Source organism: Ignatzschineria indica, assembly GCF_003121925.1.
Taxonomy (GTDB): domain Bacteria; phylum Pseudomonadota; class Gammaproteobacteria; order Cardiobacteriales; family Wohlfahrtiimonadaceae; genus Ignatzschineria; species Ignatzschineria indica.
In genome coordinates this window covers 156,618-172,804 of sequence record NZ_QEWR01000004.1, presented here as the reverse complement: position 1 = coordinate 172,804, position 16,187 = coordinate 156,618, and the positions used below count along the sequence as shown (strand labels likewise).

At 41.8% G+C, this 16,187-nt stretch carries 16 protein-coding genes; 5 read left to right on the top strand and 11 right to left on the bottom strand.

What is annotated here, in order from left to right; all coding sequences use genetic code 11:
• Positions 1–103: 103 nt before the first annotated feature.
• The 4 genes from DC082_RS08210 to hemE form a co-directional block, all read right to left on the bottom strand.
• Positions 104–571, bottom strand: coding sequence for a sugar dehydrogenase complex small subunit (locus tag DC082_RS08210; RefSeq protein ID WP_109236557.1), 468 nt, complete (start codon positions 569–571; stop codon positions 104–106).
• A gap of 441 nt (positions 572–1,012) precedes the next feature.
• Entirely contained in the window at positions 1,013–1,423 is a 411-nt protein-coding gene (locus tag DC082_RS08205) for a response regulator (protein WP_157957426.1), read from the bottom strand.
• Between the two features lie 282 nt (positions 1,424–1,705).
• Positions 1,706–2,158 (bottom strand): NUDIX domain-containing protein, encoded by a 453-nt coding sequence (locus DC082_RS08200; protein WP_109236555.1) that lies wholly within the window; start codon positions 2,156–2,158, stop codon positions 1,706–1,708.
• A 10-nt stretch (positions 2,159–2,168) separates the two neighbouring features.
• Positions 2,169–3,236, bottom strand: a complete 1,068-nt coding sequence (gene hemE / locus DC082_RS08195) for a uroporphyrinogen decarboxylase (protein WP_109236554.1) — start codon at positions 3,234–3,236, stop codon at positions 2,169–2,171.
• 416 nt (positions 3,237–3,652) lie between these two features.
• On the opposite strand from hemE, the gene rpsB reads away from it, so the two are divergent.
• The 5 genes from rpsB to attM all read left to right on the top strand — a co-directional run bounded on the left by rpsB (position 3,653) and on the right by attM (position 8,781).
• Entirely contained in the window at positions 3,653–4,423 is a 771-nt protein-coding gene (gene rpsB / locus DC082_RS08190; RefSeq protein WP_109236553.1) for a 30S ribosomal protein S2, read from the top strand.
• Positions 4,424–4,508: 85 nt separating this feature from the next.
• Positions 4,509–5,375 carry a translation elongation factor Ts gene (tsf, locus tag DC082_RS08185; RefSeq protein WP_109236552.1) on the top strand — a complete coding sequence of 289 codons (867 nt, stop codon included), beginning with the start codon at positions 4,509–4,511 and terminating at the stop codon, positions 5,373–5,375.
• A gap of 124 nt (positions 5,376–5,499) precedes the next feature.
• Positions 5,500–6,519 (top strand): LacI family DNA-binding transcriptional regulator, encoded by a 1,020-nt coding sequence (locus tag DC082_RS08180; RefSeq protein ID WP_109236551.1) that lies wholly within the window; start codon positions 5,500–5,502, stop codon positions 6,517–6,519.
• A gap of 195 nt (positions 6,520–6,714) precedes the next feature.
• Positions 6,715–7,890: an iron-containing alcohol dehydrogenase gene (locus DC082_RS08175; protein WP_109236550.1), complete on the top strand. Its 1,176-nt coding sequence runs from the start codon at positions 6,715–6,717 to the stop codon at positions 7,888–7,890.
• A gap of 96 nt (positions 7,891–7,986) precedes the next feature.
• Positions 7,987–8,781, top strand: a complete 795-nt coding sequence (gene attM, locus DC082_RS08170) for an AttM family quorum-quenching N-acyl homoserine lactonase (protein WP_229821683.1) — start codon at positions 7,987–7,989, stop codon at positions 8,779–8,781.
• A 141-nt stretch (positions 8,782–8,922) separates the two neighbouring features.
• Here attM and mog read toward each other — a convergent pair whose 3' ends face one another.
• The 7 genes from mog to nuoI form a co-directional block, all read right to left on the bottom strand.
• Positions 8,923–9,492: a molybdopterin adenylyltransferase gene (mog, locus tag DC082_RS08165; RefSeq protein ID WP_109236549.1), complete on the bottom strand. Its 570-nt coding sequence runs from the start codon at positions 9,490–9,492 to the stop codon at positions 8,923–8,925.
• A 187-nt stretch (positions 9,493–9,679) separates the two neighbouring features.
• Positions 9,680–11,143, bottom strand: a complete 1,464-nt coding sequence (locus DC082_RS08160; RefSeq protein WP_189363332.1) for an NADH-quinone oxidoreductase subunit N — start codon at positions 11,141–11,143, stop codon at positions 9,680–9,682.
• Positions 11,144–11,155: 12 nt separating this feature from the next.
• A complete protein-coding gene (locus DC082_RS08155) occupies positions 11,156–12,670 on the bottom strand; it encodes an NADH-quinone oxidoreductase subunit M (RefSeq protein ID WP_229821681.1) in 1,515 nt (504 codons plus the stop codon).
• 9 nt (positions 12,671–12,679) lie between these two features.
• Positions 12,680–14,686, bottom strand: a complete 2,007-nt coding sequence (nuoL, locus tag DC082_RS08150; protein WP_094567538.1) for an NADH-quinone oxidoreductase subunit L — start codon at positions 14,684–14,686, stop codon at positions 12,680–12,682.
• A gap of 4 nt (positions 14,687–14,690) precedes the next feature.
• Positions 14,691–14,999, bottom strand: coding sequence for an NADH-quinone oxidoreductase subunit NuoK (nuoK, locus tag DC082_RS08145; RefSeq protein ID WP_094567539.1), 309 nt, complete (start codon positions 14,997–14,999; stop codon positions 14,691–14,693).
• 2 nt (positions 15,000–15,001) lie between these two features.
• Positions 15,002–15,679: an NADH-quinone oxidoreductase subunit J gene (locus DC082_RS08140; protein ID WP_109236548.1), complete on the bottom strand. Its 678-nt coding sequence runs from the start codon at positions 15,677–15,679 to the stop codon at positions 15,002–15,004.
• 9 nt (positions 15,680–15,688) lie between these two features.
• On the bottom strand, positions 15,689–16,180 hold the full coding sequence (gene nuoI / locus DC082_RS08135) for an NADH-quinone oxidoreductase subunit NuoI (protein WP_094567541.1): 492 nt from the start codon (positions 16,178–16,180) through the stop codon (positions 15,689–15,691).
• Positions 16,181–16,187 lie beyond the last annotated feature (7 nt).

Genomic DNA, 16,187 nt, shown 5'->3' with positions numbered 1-16,187 from the left:
ACGCCCTCTTTCTTCTTATACTGATCTTCTTATACTGATCTATTTTTATGAGCCTTATTGGCTCTCTTATTGATCCCTATTAGGTCCGGATATCTCAATCGACTTAAAAAGTGATAGGAAAATCGGGTTCTTTAGTAATTCCCGGCGGTAGCGCTTTAAACCAGAGCTCACCGCGAAAGCAGTAAGTAGGTGTCGGCAAGCCATCCGCCGTTGGGCGATACATAAATGCATCCTTATAGGCAATAACGCGCACCTGCCCTGCTTCATTCGGGCCGACAGTACCGGTATACCAAGAGTGAAGAATCTTCTTCTGAAGTGTTTTATCACTTTCAAATTGGGGCGCTTCATCGGGGAAAAGTTCTAGAAAAGCGGCAAGATAACGGGTAGCTAATTCTCGATTAAGCGTTTCATAGCCGGTTAGTTTTCGTGAAAGATCTAAAAATGCATCGAGATGTTGCTCCACAAGTGGAGAGGCTATCTGTGCCATAGAGATGGGAGGCAAGAGAGAGGTAGAGAGAAGAAGAGCGCCGGCATAGATAAAGCGGCGGCGAGAGAGATCAACTCGAATCATAGAGGCCTCACTTCAGGTCGGTACCACGATATTCCCCTATCAATAGTCTCATCAATCATGCATCAATGATTGTGTGATAGATTGAATATTGGAAGCATCGGATACAAAGGGGTTAAGTGGCTATCTTCAATATCTATCATCCATTAACTGATCAATCGATCCATCGACAATTATTTCGTTAATGGTTATTGTTAATGGCTATATTTAATGTTTATTTTAATACTTCCATTAACGATCTATATTAAAAACAGATTAAGCCCCATTTAATCACACTGTTAGAAAATAGAATAGAATTCTATTTATTAAAATATTTAATAGCTATTTTATATTGATAACTGATCTCTATTAACTCTCTTTTTATTAGAGATTATCTTGTTTTAGCTCGATTTTATCAGCAGATTGCCACTAATATTCGAAGAGTATTCCAGCATTGCGCTGTGGCTAATTCTCTGCCGGTATAATTTCACCATCAATCAAGGGGACCTGATACTCTTCCCATAACTTTTTGATGCGTTCAAAGAGAATTAAAGGATCGGCCTTTTTGCTAATAATGCCCAAAAGTGCCGGCGGACGAGGAAGAGAGTGTAAAACTAAACGATCATTTTGCGTCACAATAATGCCGGGAACCTCTTTCGGCGCTAACTGCTTTTGCAGAAGATCTAAAGTCTCAACACCGGTGATAACAGGGAGGATCAGATCCACAATAATCAGATCTGGCGTATAGCCAGCATTTAAGAGCCTTGCCGCCTCCGCATAATGAAAGCAATATTGACACTGCTCCGCGTTAAAGAGCCCCCGAAACTTCTCCTGAAGTGAAGCATCTTCCGTGACTAATAGAATTCTCTCTAACATTAACATTGACGCTCCTTTTGACCACGATTTAATATTTGTTACCCAATCTTGAGTGATCTCTCTAATCAATCCTGTATCTCTTGATCTTTCTCTCTTTCCATCGACTTGATCTATCGACTTGATCCATCAACTTGATTTGCTTGACCTTGTTTACTTGATCTTTTTTGCAGCGCTAAAATAATCTCTAGAACGAAAGAGTGCCGAGCAAGTCTGCTTCGGCACTATTCATTCATCGCATTGAGATAATCTCATTGAGCTTATCTCATTGATGCGCATATCTCGCTAACGGTTTCCGGATACTCGACGATCATAAGCTAGAAAGGTATCTGACCAAAGAATCACTTCTTGAACTCTTGGCGTCACTCGCCGTAGCGCTTCTGCTCGGGTAACCCAAGCCCATTCGCTATGCTCAGGTCTTCCTAGTTCTGGATTGATCGGCAGACGAATGCCACGACGCTTTGTCTCGGCAACATAGTATCGTGCCACCTTCTTACCGCGAAAGTAGGGATCTGTCTCAAAATAGTCATATCCCCATGGAAAGGTGAGATCCCGAATGGTTGTCTCCTCTCGCACTTCCCGTAATGCTGTCTCTAAAGGGGTCTCTCCTGCTTCGATCTGCCCTTTGGGAAAGTCCCAAAAGTTATAAGCTCGGAGCAGAAGATAACGAAACTCCCGTCTATCCCATCGTACAATGACCGCTCCACAAGATAAAATCTCAGGAGGACTCTGTTTCATCTATTAGCCTTTAGTGATACTCGGGGCTAAACTCACGAACAGCGTCAACCATGGCTTTAACATTCTCAGGATTGATTCCCGGATGAATCCCATGCCCTAAGTTAAAGATATGGCCTTCATCTGCAGCCACTTTACCAAAGCCGGCAAGTACCTTCTTCACATTTTCACGCACGATTTCAGGCGTTGAGTAGAGAACACCCGGATCCATATTCCCTTGAAGCACAACCTGCTTACCTACTAAAGCTTTCGCTTCAGCAATATCGGTCATCCAATCTAAACCTAAGCCATTAGCACCGATAGCCGCTTGCTCTTTAAGCCACATGCCCCCATTTTTCGTAAAGACGATGGAAGGAATTTTCTGCCCATCATACTCCGTGATAAGGCCGGCAAGGATCTTCTCCATATAGCGAAGTGAGAACTCTTGGTAATGCTCTTTCGATAAGATGCCACCCCAAGTATCAAAGATCTGAACAGCCGCTGCACCATTTTTAATCTGGGCGTTGAGATAGTCGATCACGATATCGGAGAGCTTATCGAGCAGTTGATGCATCTCTCTTGGATGCTCATACATAAAACCGCGCACCTTACCAAAATCTTTACTACCGCCCCCTTCAATCATATAGGTGGCAAGTGTCCAAGGGCTTCCGGTAAAACCGATTAGTGGCACTTCATTCTTCAATGCTTTACGAATGGTTGATACCGCATTCATCACATAGCCTAATGAATCTTCCACATCAACGACCGGGAGTTTTGCAACTTGTGCAGGATCGGTAATCGGCGTTTCAAATACAGGACCTTTCCCAGGAACAAAGCTTAAACCTAAGCCCATTGCATCTGGGATTGTTAAGATGTCAGAGAAGAGAATCGCAGCATCAAAACCGAAACGATCGATCGGCTGCAGTGTCACTTCACATGCAAGATCGGCATTACGGCAGAGCGCCATAAAATCACCTGCCTCTGCACGCACACGGCGATACTCTGGTAGATAACGCCCTGCTTGACGCATCATCCAGACAGGAGTTCTGTCTACTTTCTCTTTTAAAAGGGCACGAATAAAACGATCATTTTTATAAGTCATTGTTCTGTCCTAACACTCAATTTATATCGGCACGATTATACCATATTCCCCCTTTCCCCTCTCTCTTTATTATTTTAAATCGCTAGCTTATAAGGCTTTTTTGGACTATAATACGGGGCTTGCTATTTTGATTACTTTCTACTCATTGAGCAACTCATTGAGAGGGGTAACAAGGGCAAAGAAGGCTGGTTTAACCCTTTTTATGACCCATAAACGGAAGGGCTATTCCGGTAAAATTTAACTTAAACTACTCACAGATGAAAACTCCTAGACGGGGGTGCTCTGTAGCTCTTAACTTCTCAATAACACTCCTTCTTCTTCAAAAAGAGCGTGTAGAGAGGTGCCCAAGAACTACCTAGAGTTACGTCTTAGGAAAATCTGGAGGCTTAACCCTAAATTTACAAAGGAAATTATATATGTCACAAGTTTCAATGCGCGATATGCTCGAAGCAGGCGTTCACTTTGGTCACCAAACTCGTTTCTGGAACCCAAAAATGAAGCCTTACATCTTTGGATCACGTTCTAAAATTCATATCATTAACTTAGAAGAGACTCTTCCTATGTTTAATGATGCGATGAACTTTATCTCTAAAGTTGCTTCACAAAATGGTCGTATCCTTTTTGTAGGTACAAAACGCGCAGCATCTGACATTATCACAGAGCAAGCGAAACGTGCAGGTATGCCTTACGTTAACCATCGCTGGTTAGGTGGTATGCTGACTAACTTCAAAACTGTTCGTAACTCAATTCGCCGTCTTCGTGAAATCGAAGAGATGCAAGAAGATGGTTCTATCGAGCGCTTGACGAAAAAAGAAGGTATTTTATTAGAGCGTGAAGTTGCGAAGCTCGAAAAAAGCCTTGGCGGTATTAAAGATATGCCTAATATTCCGGATGCGATCTTCATTATTGATGTTGGCTATGAGAGCAACGCAGTAGCTGAAGCGAGAAAAATGGGTATTCCGGTAATCGGTGTTGTAGATACAAACAGCTCACCAGAGAATATCGATTACGTTATTCCTGGTAACGATGATGCTATTCGTGCAATTCAACTCTATGCAACAGCAGCAGCTGACGCGGTTATCGAAGGCCGTGGTTCAAACGCACAACTCATCTCTGAAGATCTTCAAAAGAAAGATCAATTCGTAGAAGTTGAAGAAGTTGTAGTGGTAGAAGAAGCCGCAGAATAATCAGTAAGGTTAAGCGCTCATCTCGGTGGGCGCTTCACTTTATCACCAATTTCCGATTCACTTTTCATTTATTAAGGTATTTATAATGGCGACAATTACAGCAGCTATGGTAAAAGAACTCCGTGAACGTACAGGTTCAGGGATGATGGAATGTAAAAAAGCGCTCACCGAAACTAACGGCGATATCGAAGCAGCAATCGAATTAATGCGTAAAAGCGGTCAAGCAAAAGCTGATAAGAAAGCAGATCGCGCAGCAGCGGAAGGCGTTCTTTTAATTCGTAACGATGACAAATTTGGTGTAATCGTTGAAATTAACTGTGAAACTGACTTCGTTACTAAAAACGAAGACTTCATCGCATTCTCAAACAAAGTAGCGGATATCGCATTTGAAAAGCGTGCAAACACAATTGATGATTTAGCAGATATCACTGTTGATGGTGTATCTCTTGATGAAGCGCGTAAAAACCTCATCGCTAAGATCGGTGAAAATATCACTGTTCGTCGCGTAGCAGGTCTTCATGCTGAAGGTCGTATCGGTGCTTATGCTCACGGTATCCGTATCGCAGCACTCGTTGACGTTGAAGGTGGAAATGAAGAGCTTCCACGTGATATCGCAATGCATATCGCAGCTTCAAACCCTGTATGTGTAGACGCATCAGGCGTTCCTGCTGAACTCTTACAAAAAGAGCGTGATATCTTCACTGCACAAGCAGCAGAATCAGGCCGTCCTGCAGACATCCAAGAGAAGATGATCGAAGGTCGTATCCGTAAGTATCTTGAAGAAGTAACACTTGTTGGTCAAAGCTTCGTTAAAGATCCTGATATGACAGTTGAAAAACTTCTCAAATCTGAATCAGCAAAAGTAAACGCATTCGTTCGCTTAGAGCTTGGTGAAGGTGTTGAGATTGTTGAATCAGACTTCGCTGCAGAAGTTATGGAACAATTAAAATAACTCTATACTAAACATAGAGCTTATGATTAAAGCCATCTTCTCTTATAAAGAGATGGGCTTCTTCAAGAGAGAGTGGTGATAAATACAATCATCACTCTTTTTTTTAGTCAAAAGGAAAATACTAATGAAGCACTCCCCTTCTAATCTCTTAATCGATCGTCCATCTTCTAAAGATGTAGCACGTTTAGCACAAGTATCTCAGGCAACTGTCTCACGGGTACTAAATCATCCTGAAAAAGTTGGACCTAAAACTCGTGAAAAAGTTTATAAAGCAATTAAGACACTAAACTATCTACCTAATCAGAGTGCTAGGGATCTTGTATCAGGGAGCTCAAAAATCATTAGTCTCATTTCCGGCACCTTGGAAAATCCGTTTTTTGTAGAAAGCACTATGTGGATTGTACAGTATGCTACGCAACGCGGGTATAAAGTTAATATCTATATTATAGAAGATGGGGGTATAGAAGAGAGCTATCGTGCAGCACTTGCAACACAGCCAAAAGGAATCATTATGTCATGTATTCTTTATGAAGACCCTATCATTAAACAGCTTAATGCCCTCAATATCCCTTTTGTCTCGTATAATAGACGTCATCAAGAAAAATTAAATTATGTCGAGCTAGATAATTATAAAGCAGCTGCAATGGGATGTGAGTTACTCTATAAAAAAAAGTACGATTCAATATTTTGGGTTGGGGGCAGACTAGATGTCAGTACTTTTCGTCATCGATACGAAGGATTTTGCAAACAGTATTTTCACTGTTATAAAGAGGCTCCAAAAAAAGAATATAGTTATAATCCTGATGCTATAGACTTTTCTATTTTAATTCCAAAAATTAAAGAGTGGTATCAAACAGCACCTGGAAAAAAGGCTATCTTTGCAGCTACGGATGCTATTGCACTTGAAATAATGGATTACACAAAAAAAACTCTAGATCTTCAGTGCCCTAATGATATTGGAGTTTTAGGAATTGACAACGTCAAACTGAGTAGTCACAGTTATCTCGATCTTACCACAATTGGGCCAACAGAGAATCTTGGTCTTACAGCCATTAAACTCTTAATTGATAATATTGAGTTTCAAAAACAACACAACATCAATGTTACTTTTCCACCCCAAATTTTTGAAAGAGGATCTTTATAGTTAAATAAATCTCAATGATAAAAATATTTACTGATTGACCTCATAAAAGTAATCGTGCTATAGATAAATGAATACGTATTCATTATTCTTTATTTAAAATGCCCTAATAGGGATATTAAATAATCAAGAGGCATGAACACCATAAGCTTGATTCCTTGCTCAAAACTTCAAATAACCTCCCAAGGAGAATAGATCATGATTAAACAAACAACTCTTATTCCTAAGACCTATCATGGATGGGAAGTGGCAAAGTCTCTTAACACTATTATTGAGCCTATGAATGTCCGTAATATATTAATTGTAGCTGATCCTTTTTTAGTATCTTCAGGCTTAATAACTCAAATTACTGACTCTCTTAAATCTTACCAACTCTCATTTTTTACCGAAATAGAACCCGAGCCCTCACTTGCTTTAGGTGAGCGTATTGTCAACTATACACGCAACCAAAACTCTGATCTTGTTATCGGTATAGGTGGTGGTAGTGCATTAGATTTAGCTAAAATCGCAGCTACACTAGCAACCCATGAAGGTGAAGTTTCTCGTTACCTTAACTTAACTGGAGACCTTAAACCAACACATAAAGGATTGCCTAAAATTATGATTCCAACAACATCAGGCACAGGTTCTGAAGTAACAAATCTTGCTGTGCTCTCTCTTGCTCATAGCAAAGATGTCATTGCAAGTGATCACCTACTCGCTGATATTGCACTACTAGACCCTTCTCTAACAGTTACTGTACCTCCTCGAGTAACAGCAGCTACAGGCGTTGATGCACTAACACACGCAATTGAGGCTTATCTGTCAATTAATGCCGATCCCATTACTGACCAACTAGCTCTAAATGCTATTGAACTTATTAATCAGTCTTTGTTTAATGCCTACAAAAATGGGGAAGATCAACAGGCTCGTATCCAGATGAGTTATGGCAGTTATTTAGCTGGCATCGCCTTTTTTAATGCTGGAGCAGGAGCGGTACATGCTCTTGCTTATCCTCTCGGGGGGCAATTCCATATTAGCCATGGAGAATCTAACGCATTGCTTCTGCCATATGTTCTTACTGAGATTGAAACCTCCGCTCAAAAAAGACTGGCAAAAATAGGGGAAAAAATGAATCTTCCGCTAACAGGAAAATCTGTTAGTGAAGCCGCTAGAGTGACAATTTTGGCTATTCAATCTCTTCTGAAGTCAATTAATATTCCAAGCTCTCTGCAATTTTATGAAATCAAACAACAACATCTCACCAATTTAGCTACAGATGCGATTAAACAACAGCGCCTTCTAGTACGCACTCCTAAAAATTTAACTGAAAATGATATTTTTAGAATTTATAACGCTGCATGGCATGGAGAAATAGAGCTTTTACAAAATTAGAACTTTAAAAGTACATGGTCAAATTTTAACAATAAAAAAGACATGTTAGCAAAATTACAATCTACTACTACTTGATGATCTAAAGGAGGTTATCTTATGAGTAATAATAAAATTAAATTATATATGCTTCAAACAGGCAGCATTAAGTGTAAAGAAAATAATATCAAAATGAATGCTGACCCTAATCCCTATGAGATCCCAATTCCCTGGTTCTTAATTACTCACCCTAAAGGTAATGTAATTATTGATGGAGGAACTGCTGTAGAGTGCGCGCTTGACCCTAAAACACATTGGGGAGAAATAACGGATGTCTATTGGCCTATCATGACCGAAGAAGAAGGTTGCTATAATGCTGTTAAAACGTTAGATATTGATCCTGAATCCATTAAATTTGTTTTACAAAGTCATCTCCATCTTGATCATACAGGCGCTATCGGTCGTTTTCCAAATGCGACTCATGTAGTGCAACGAAAAGAATATGAATATGCATATAGTGCCGATTGGTTTGCTACAGGGGGGTACATAAAAAAAGATTTTGACCAGCCGAACCTGAAATGGCATTTCCTCTCCTTAGAAAATGATGACCAATTTGATCTTTACGGAGATGGTACTATCATTATGATCCCAACTCCGGGACACTCACCTGGACACTGTAGTTTTCTTATAACTTTACCTAATCAAGGATCTATACTACTAGCAATTGATGCGGCTTATACCACAGAACATTGGGATGACAAAGTATTACCAGGCTTCCTAACATCAGCAATAGAGTCCGCTCGTTCTGTAGCTAAACTACGCTTTATTGCTCAACAAACGGAAGCACTGGTAGTCACAGGGCATGATCCTGATACATGGGATAGCTTCCGCAAGGCACCTAAATATTATGATTAAAAATCACTTTGTTTGAAGTATAAACTTTCATGCGAAAACCCCCAATGGACTATTGGGGGTTTCTTATTTTGAAGAGTTAATTATTTCCACATAAAACTATGTGTTAATAATTACTGATAAAACCGATACTACCCTTACTCTCTACTTCTTCTTCGGTCTAAAGGCGGTGGTCACCGCTTCATTAACTTCGATATATCCGGCACCAATGAGATCTAGGCAGTATGGAATTGCGGAGAAGATTCCATTGACCACTGTTTTTCCATCACTATCTTTAACGCCGGCAAGCGTCTCTTCAATAGCTCTCGGGCGCCCTGGAAGATTGATAATCAGACTCTCTTTACGGATCACCCCAACTTGTCGTGAGAGGATCGCTGTAGGCACAAAGTAGAGGCTCACTTGACGCATCTGCTCGCCAAACCCTGGCATCTCCTTATCGGCAACCGCTAAGGTGGCATCGGGCGTCACATCTCGCTTTGTGGGGCCTGTTCCTCCGGTGGTCAAAACAAGATCACAATGGAGATTATCCACCAGATCTTTAAGCGCCTCTTCAATCACCGGTTGCTCATCTGCAATCAGGCGTTCATGAAATTCAATCTCATTTTTAATAGCTGAAGAGAGCCACGCTTTAAGATGGGGAATGCCCTCATCTTTATAGACTCCTTGGCTCGCTCTATCGGATACGGAGACAACACCTATCTTAATCACTTGCATCTTTAACTCCCTTCTTACGATTGATCTTTTCTAATCTTTCTCTAATCTTTCTCTAATCTGATCACTCATTTTATCAAATCACCTACTGAAATGCCGGAGATAAAAAAAGATCTTGTAACCGATGATTACAAGATCTTCTCTCTACTCTACTGGTCGATTTAATAATCGATCGACTGAACTATCGATTCTAGAAGAAGCTATAGAGCAGTGATGGGAAGACTCCTAAAAGAATTAAGAGCACCACATTGATATTGAAGAATACTTGGCTTGTACCCGTTGCTTCTAATGTCAACTCACGTCCTGATACCTCTTCATCAAAGAACATCACTTTGATAACACGGAGATAGTAGTAAAGACCGATCACAGACATTAAGAGAGCAAAGATCACAGTGTAGAGATGACCTGCTTCGAACGCTGCACGCAATACTACAAATTTTGCATAGAAGCCGACAAAGAATGGAATACCGCCCATCGATAACATGACACATGCTAAAAGAATCGCATACCATGCATGACTCTTCGCAAAGCCTTTAAGATCATCAATCGCTTGAATCTCTTTACCATTGATCTTCACAGAGAGGATAAAGCCAAATGCAGCTGTCGTCGTCAATGCATAAGTGATTGCATAGAAGATACCAGCGCTAAGCGCATTATCTGATTCTGCAGTAATGAGCAGACCTAGGAGGATAAATCCAGCATGTGAGACCGCTGAATAACCGAGCATACGGCGCAGATTATCCTGTTTAAGTGCCACTAAGTTACCGATGATAAAGGAGATAATTGAGATTGCGATAATAAAGGGCTGCCAATTAGGTGCAAATGCTTCTAAAGCACCGATTAAGAGGAATGCCGCCATGATAAAGCTGGCAATCTTAGGCGCCGCACCGATAAACATCGCAACAGCAACTGGAGCGCCTTCATAGACATCAGGCACCCAGTTATGGAACGGAGCGCCCCCTAACTTAAAGACCACACCCACAATCAAGAAGACTGCAGAGAAGAGCATTAAGCGTGCTTGACTATCGGTCATCCCATCAGCAATCACATTGTTGATATCGATAAATTGTAACGAGCTTGTCGCACCATAGAGAAGCGCCATACCGAAGAGTAAGATCCCCGATGACATCGCCCCGACAACAAAGTACTTCATTGCCGCTTCCGAACCTTTTTGGCTACGGCGATTGAGCGCTACTAAACCATACATCGGGAGTGACATCAGCTCAAGACCTACATAGACCGTTAAGAGACTTGCCGCAGAAACAAGTACTAACATCCCCAAGGTACTCAAGAGGATAAGAACATAATATTCTGCATTTGCAATATCACTATCGGCTAAACGTCCGTAGCTATAGATTAAGCCAAATGCCACAACAATCGTCATCGCCACTTTCAGGAGCAGTGAGATCGGATTATAGGTGATCTCCCCAAACCAGAAAGCATCTGCCCCCATAATGCCACCGGTGAGGTCCACATTATATTGGTAGAGCGAGAGAATTGCTGTTCCAAAGAGCGCAATAAGGGAAAGCGTATAGAGCATCGACTGCTTCGCATTCTTATTTAAGCTCTCATATAACAAGATGATGACGATCATACTCATCAAGAAGATCTCAGGAAGAGCAACGAGTATATCTGTCAGTTTAAATTCCATCATTTTTAACGTCCTTTAGAATTGAGCTGTCAAATGAACAAGAAGTCCATCAATCGTTGTCTGCATGAGATTCGCAATTGGCTCCGGCCAAACCCCAAGAAGAATGACAAGAATCGCTAATGAACCTAACATGAACCACTCGCGACCGTTGATATCTTTCATCTGTCTGACATGGTCATGAACGATATCCCCTAAGATCACTCGTTTTGTTAACCAGAGGTTATATGCCGCACTGAGAATCAATGATAAGGCAACTAAAAGAGCGATATAGATTGAATAGTGGAAGCTTGCAAGGATTGTCCAGAACTCACCAATAAACCCTGAGGTTCCTGGAAGTCCTGAGTTCGCCATTGCAAAGAAGATAAAGAATGCCCCAAATACTGGCATCGCATTGATCACACCACCATAATCTGCAATCTCTCTTGAATGGATACGATCATAGAGAACACCAATACAGAGGAACATTCCCGCAGATACAAGACCATGAGAGATCATCTGCATCATTCCCCCTTGAAGGGCCATCTGCATCGCTTCAGGATCGAGATCGCCACCGCCTAACATCGCAACAGGCAGGATAAATGCTAATGTTACAAAGCCCATATGGGAGATTGAGGAGTAAGCGATCATCTTCTTCATATCGCGCTGTACAAGTGCTACTAACGCAATATAGAGAATCGCAATCACACTGAGCGCCACTACAAACCACGCAAAATATGCCGCCCCTAATGGTGCAATAGGTAACATAAAGCGAACAAATCCATAACCCCCAATTTTAAGGGTAATCGCAGCTAGGATCACAGAACCACCGGTCGGTGCTTCAACGTGCGCTGAAGGTAACCAAGTATGAACCGGGAACATCGGCACTTTTACCGCAAATCCAGCAAGGAATGCGAAGAAGAGCCATTTCTGTGTACTCTCTGCGATCTCAAGATTTTGAAAGCCTAAGATATTGAAGTTACCGCTTTGGAGATAGAGATAGATCAATGCCACAAGCAGGAAGATCGAACCTAAGAAGGTGTAGAGGAAGAACTTCAATGCCGCAGTAATACGACCTGGTCCACCCCAGATCCCGATAATTAAGAACATCGGAATGAGCATCGCTTCGAAGAAGATATAGAAGAGAATCCCATCAACAGAAGCAAAGATACCATTCATCAATCCTTCAAGGATGAGGAATGCTGCAAAATATTGATGTGGACGATCTTTAATAATCTCCCAACCGGCGATCACTACCAAGATAGTGACAAAGGTTGTGAGGACGATAAAGGGCATAGAGAAACCATCTACCCCTAAATGATACCCAATTCCAAGATCTCGACTCCAGACATAGTTCTCTACAAACTGCATCGCAGTTGTGTCTGAATTGAACTGGAATATAAGTGGTAACGATATAATAAATGTAAGAATAGCAAAGGCTAATGAGGTCCAACGGACTCGGGTCGGCTCATTGCCAACCGCGAGTACCACTAACCCCCCGATAATCGGAAGCCAAATGACTAAACTTAACCAAGAGATTTGCATTGTTTCCATTGTTTATTCCTAGTTAAAAAATACGACCCATGTCATAAGCGCTAATAGACCAACTACCATTAAGAATGCTGCATGATAGATGTACCCAGTTTGAATACGACGGATAACGCCACCTACAAAGGAGGCTACATGTGCCGCACCAAATACAATCCCTCGGTCGATCAGTTTGTCATCGATCTTCTGCCAGAAGAAGCGACCTAAGCCCACAGAGCCATTCGCAATCACCTTCTGGTTAAAGTCATCGAAGTAGTATTTATTCTCAAATACTCTATAAAGACCGATCTTCTCAAGGATCTCTTTACCCTTCGCTGCCACTTTCGGCTGAATAAGGAAGCTATACCAAGCGACCGCAATACCGAGAAGCGTGAGATAGAATGCTGGCGCTGTCAATGCTTCTTTCGTCATCGCCCAAGAGCCTTCAAAGCCCTGCTTCATAATCTCTGTTGCCGGATTGACTGCATTATTGATATAGACAGAATCGGCTAAGAAGGTATTTTCAAACATCATCGGCGCCATATACCAACCGAGAATAACCGATGGAATCGCAAGAAGAATCAAGGGAAGTGTGACAACCCATGGTGACTCTTTTGGCGTCTCTGGTAAAACACTCTCATCTTCACTGTGATGATCATGTCCTAAGGACTCATCAACGGTGTAACGCGCTTTACCATGGAAGACTAAGAAGTACATTCTAAAGGTATAGAGCGCAGTCATAAAGACCCCGATCTCAAGTGCTAAGTGAGCAAAACCAGAACCAAATGTTGAGCTATGCTCAAGCGACCAGATAATCCCCTCTTTTGAGTAGTATCCAGAGAAGAATGGCATCCCCACAAGCGCTAAAGAACCGATCAATGTAGTGATCCAAGTAATCGGCATCTTCTTACGAAGACCTCCCATAAAGCGCATATCTTGAACATGGCTCATTCCGATAATCACCGAACCTGCGCCTAAGAAGAGAAGTGCTTTAAAGAATGCATGCGTTGTTAAGTGGAATGCTGCCAGTGAGTATGCAGATGCCCCTAATGCTACCGTCATATAACCTAATTGTGAGATTGTCGAGTAAGCAATAACGCGTTTAATATCATTTTGGAAGAGACCTAAAACTCCCATAAAGAGTGCGGTAATCGCACCAAGGATCATCACCATTGAGAGCGCTGTTGTTGAGAGCTCATAGATCGGTGACATTCTCGCAACCATAAAGATCCCTGCAGTAACCATCGTCGCCGCGTGAATCAATGCGGAGATTGGGGTTGGACCTTCCATCGAATCGGGTAACCAGACATGAAGTGGAACCTGTGCTGATTTACCCATCGCCCCGATGAAGAGGAAGACCGCTGCAAAGGTCATGATATTCCAATCAGTTCCTAAGAAGTGGAGTGTTCCTGCCGCTTCAGGAAGACGATCAAACGCCTCCGTATAGGTCAGTGAGCTCGTCATGTAAGCAACACAAGCGATACCGATTAAGAAACCGAAGTCCCCTACACGGTTCACTAAGAATGCTTTCATGTTGGCATAGGTCGCTGTTGGCTTTTTAAACCAGAAACCGATCAAGAGATAAGAGACAAGACCTACCGCTTCCCATCCGAAGAAGAGTTGCATGAAGTTGTTAGACATCACAAGCATCAACATGGAGAAGGTAAAGAGTGAGATATAGCTAAAGAAGCGGTTATATCCCGGATCACCTTTCATATACCCTACAGAGTAGAGATGAACCATTGTTGATACAGAGGTGATAACCACCATCATCATCGCCGTTAAGTTATCGACTAAGAAGCCAACACCGACGCTTAATGATCCTGTATCCATCCAGGTGTAGATATTTTCATCAAAGATTGGTGCACGTCCTGACATATGCTCAATAAGAACATAGCCAGAGAGAAGTGCCGCAATCGCGACAAAAACGATCGTGACAGTATGTGCCACCTTTTCATTAATTACTCGGCAGAAAAGACCCGAGATAATTGAACCAAAGAGGGGCAATAAAACGATTAAAAGATAGATATACTTTAAGTCCATTGCACTAGCCTCTTAATTCCGTAATTTCATCGACATTAATGCTACCGCGATTTCTGAATACTAACACTAAGATTGCAAGACCAATCGCCGCTTCCGCAGCTGCAACCGCTAATGTAAAGAAGACAAAAATCTGCCCATTTAAATCGCCCGAGAACTGTGAGAATGCAACAAAAAGCGTACTACTTGCTAGTAACATTAACTCGATACACATCAAGAGAACAATCAAGTTCTTACGATTGATGAAGATCCCCGCAGTACTAATTCCAAATAGAATCGTCGAGAGAATAATATAATCATCTATGACTAAATTCATACCTATTTTTCCTCCTCTTCTGTAACTGCGTCTTCGCTCTCTTCCTTCACAGGTGCCGGCGCTAAAACCGCAGAATCCATCTTCACCATACGTACACGTTTTGTTGGATCTGCCTTAATTGCCCAGCTGACAGAGACATCTTTACGACGAAGTGGTCCGATACGGCGTGTTAAAGCGATCGCCGCAATCATCGCTACTAAAAGAATCAATGCGGTCGCTTCAAATGCATAGATATAGTTAGTGTAGAGAAGCACCCCTAACTCTTGCGCATTAGTTAACTCAGTGCCTGCACGGATCGATTCAACACCACCTTCGAGCGCGAATTGATTCGCAATAAAGCTATCGCCCCCTAAGATTACAATAAGAATCTCTGCAATAAAGATGATCGCGACTAATACCGCAATCGGCAAGTAACGAACAAAACCCTCTTTTAAGAGATCATGCGGAATATCGAGCATCATCACGGCAAAGAGGAAGAAGACCATTACGGCACCACAGTAGATAATAATCAAGGAGAGTGCTAAGAACTCCGCTTGAAGAAGTAACCAACAGCAGCTCACCATCACAAAGATCAGAACTAGGTGCAGTACTGATGTCATGGTATTTTTTGCACTCACCACTCTAATCGCTGAATAGATCGTGATTAGTGCGAAGATATAAAATAGTATCTTAAATAACATCTTCCCCTCCTAGTATAAGTGAGAATCTGCAGCACGATCTTTAGCGATTTGTACTTCATACTTATCGCCAAGTGCTAAGAGAGATTCTTTTGTGATGATATTTTCGCCCTTCTCTTCCATATGGTATTCAAAGACGCGTGTTAAGACGATTGAATCCACAGGACATGCTTGTTCACACAATCCACAGAAGATGCATTTGAAAAGATCGATATCGTAACGTGTCGTACGACGAGTGCCATCGCCACGCTCTTCGGTATCAATCGTAATTGCTAATGCAGGACAGACTGCTTCACACAATTTACAACCGATGCAACGCTCTTCCCCATTCGGATAGCGACGCAATGCGTGAAGCCCACGAAAACGCCCAGATTGTGGGGTTTTCTCAAACGGATACTCAATCGTGAATTTCGGTCTAAAGAAATAACGTAAGGTAATTCCTAAACCTTTACGTAATTCTTTTAACGTAAATGTCTCGTAGAGTGATTTTAAATATCTAAACATATGTTAG